Source organism: Arthrobacter sp. I3 (assembly GCF_000520575.1).
In the GTDB taxonomy this organism is placed as follows: domain Bacteria; phylum Actinomycetota; class Actinomycetes; order Actinomycetales; family Micrococcaceae; genus Arthrobacter; species Arthrobacter humicola_A.
Genome location: NZ_KI914908.1, coordinates 74,201 through 76,859, shown reverse-complemented (window position 1 = coordinate 76,859; position 2,659 = coordinate 74,201). Strand labels below are relative to the sequence as shown.

The window sequence follows — 2,659 nt, the reverse complement described above, 5'->3', positions numbered from 1 at the left end:
GGGATGCTGTCCCTCCTGCCGGGCCCGACGTCGACCCCGTACTACCTGCACTCGATTGTTCTCGCCGCCGTGCTGGTGCCCCTGTACCTGCTCAAGGCGCGGCCGGCCATCAGCCTGCACGCCGGTCCCCAGACCCTGCGGGTCCTGGCACCGCGGCGGCCTTCGGTCTCCAGCGACGCGCGCGGCGCCTTCTGGCTGGCGTCGTCCGTGGGCTTCCTGAGCTTCACCGTTTTTGGCTTCTGCCTCTCGCTCGCCCCCGGCTATTTCGCCCAGATTGTCCACGCCGATTCGCGGCCGCTGATCGGCCTGCTGGCTGGGCTGACGCTGGGGTCCTCAGCCCTGAGCCAGCTGCTGGCCATCCGGGGACGGTTTGCCGTGTCCGCCGGCCTGGCCGTCCTGGGCGTCTCCGTTCTGCTGATCGCCGCGGCCGCCGCCTGGAGCAGCCCGTGGCTGCTGATTCTGGCCAGCATCACTGCCGGCGTGGGGCAGGGCGTGGCCTTCCGGACCGTGTTCAACGACGTTGCCGGCAGGGTGGAGGCCGCCCGGCATGCCCAGATCCCGTTCGTCGTAGTAGGCGCAGGCCTGTTTGGCAGCGCCTTCCCGGTGATCGGGCTGGGGCTCGCAGCCGGGATCGTCGGACTGCAGAGCGCGGTCGCCGGTTTCGTCACGGTGTGCGCCGCCGCCGCACTGACGCTGGCGGCCGTAACGCTGCGAAGCGCCCTGCGCCGGGTCTAACTGCGCTGGGTCTAACTGCGTCGGCCGGGCCCGTTAGGGCAGCGGGCCGTGGTTGCCCTGGATGTGGTCGAAGACCAGCGTGGTTTCGGTGTGGCCCACCACGGGGTCGGTGGCCAGGTTGTCCAGAACCCAGTCCCGGAGGTCCTCGGTGGTGGCGACGGCGATATGCAGCAGGTAGTCCACCGACCCGGACGTGTGGAAGGTCGAGAGCACTGCCGGCAGTTTGGGCACCCGGGCAGTGAAGCGGTCGATCTGCTCGCGGTCATGGGCCCGGAGCCGGACCGCAATGAGGGCCTGGACCGAACGCCCGATCGCGGACAGGCTCAGATTGGCCTCGAAGCCCTCGATGATGCCGCGCTCGGACAGCGCGCGGGTGCGCATCAGCGCGGTCGACGGCGCGATCCCCACGAGCTCTGCCAGCTGTTTGTTCGAGATGCGGGCGTCCGCGACGAGGGCAGCGAGCAGGCGCTCGTCGATCGCGTCCAGCGGTTCGCTGGCTCCCGGCCGAACATTCTTCGCAGTGCTGCTCACGGATCCTCCTAGTAGTGTTCTCCGTTCATCATAAACGGCGTTATCCGACAGTTCCATTCAGAACCCCTACAAAAGCGCGAATTATTGCCAGATACTTGCGGAATTCAATGGTGAATATTCGTAAGGAGCTAGGGTGCTTTCTCAAGATTCATTGGCGGTCCACGCAGGCCGGAGCGGGCTCACGGAACTGGGCGTCCACGCGGTGCCCATCGATCTGTCCACGACGGCGCCCCTGCCGTCCGTGCACGACGGAGGCCTTGCCTACGAGCACATGGCCACCGGCGGCTCACATGTGGAGGGGCAAAGCACGGTCTACCAGAGGCTGTGGAACCCCACGGTTGCTCGCTTCGAAGAAGGCGTCGCTGTCCTGGAAGGCACGCCCGAGTCTGTCGCCTTTGCCACCGGAATGGCGGCGCTGAGCGCGGTGCTCCTCGCGGTTGTGGCCGCGGGCAAGAAGCACGTTGTCGCCGTGCGTCCGCTGTACGGCGGCAGCGACTACCTCTTGGCCTCCGGCGTCCTTGGCAACGAGGTCACCTTCACGACGCCGGAGGGCGTCGGCGCCGCACTCCGGCCGGACACCGGCCTGGTGATCCTCGAGACGCCAGCCAACCCGACCCTCGAGCTGGTGGACATCGCCCGCGTGGCAGCCGCCGCCGACGGTGTGCCGCTCCTGGTGGACAACACGTTCGCCAGCCCGGTACTGCAGCAACCCTTCAAGCACGGCGCGGCCATGGTGCTGCACAGCGCCACGAAGTTCTTGGGCGGCCACGGGGACGCCATGGGCGGCGTGGTGGCCGCAGGCTCTGAGTGGGCAGTGCGCCTGCGCCAGATCCGGGCCGTGACCGGCGGCATACTGACCCCGTGGCCGGCGTACCTGCTGCACCGCGGGCTGGCAACGCTCCCGGTCCGGGTCCGCGCCCAGCAGGCCGGCGCCGAAAAAGTCGCTGTTGCCCTGGTAGGGCACGGGCTCGTGAGGCGGGTTTACTACCCGGGACTGGCCGAATGCGACCCGCAGGGCCTCGTTGGCACACAGATGTCCGGGCCGGGATCGCTCATGGCCTTCGAGCTCGCCAGTGCCGAGCACGCCGAGCGGATCCCGGCCACCGTCGGCATGATCACCCACGCCGTGTCCCTCGGCGGGATCGATACCCTCATCCAGCACCCGGCGGGCCTGACCCACCGGCCGGTCGAAGCCGCGGCCAAGCCACACGCGAACCTGCTGAGGATCTCGGTGGGGCTGGAGGACCCGGCCGACATCGTCGCCGACCTCGTGCAGGCGATCGAGGCTACGCAGTAGCCCCCGGCCCCGGTGCCTAGCCCGATGCCCTGACCCTGCCGGCGGCCGCGGTGCCGGTTGCGGGCACCGGCGCGGGATGCGCGACGGCGGTGATTG

At 69.1% G+C, this 2,659-nt stretch carries 2 protein-coding genes and 1 pseudogene; 2 read left to right on the top strand and 1 reads right to left on the bottom strand.

All coding sequences use genetic code 11. The annotated features are described in order from the left end of the window. A pseudogene (locus tag Y706_RS23720) lies at positions 1 to 735 on the top strand (MFS transporter); the annotation flags it as partial. Between the two features lie 33 nt (positions 736 to 768). Here Y706_RS23720 and Y706_RS0105065 read toward each other — a convergent pair. Next, the gene (locus tag Y706_RS0105065; protein ID WP_018773770.1) at positions 769 to 1,266 is read right to left on the bottom strand and encodes an Lrp/AsnC family transcriptional regulator; all 498 of its coding nucleotides are present in this window, start codon (positions 1,264 to 1,266) and stop codon (positions 769 to 771) included. Between the two features lie 133 nt (positions 1,267 to 1,399). On the opposite strand from Y706_RS0105065, the gene Y706_RS0105060 reads away from it, so the two are divergent. Then, on the top strand, positions 1,400 to 2,563 hold the full coding sequence (locus Y706_RS0105060; protein WP_028275724.1) for a trans-sulfuration enzyme family protein: 1,164 nt from the start codon (positions 1,400 to 1,402) through the stop codon (positions 2,561 to 2,563). Positions 2,564 to 2,659 lie beyond the last annotated feature (96 nt).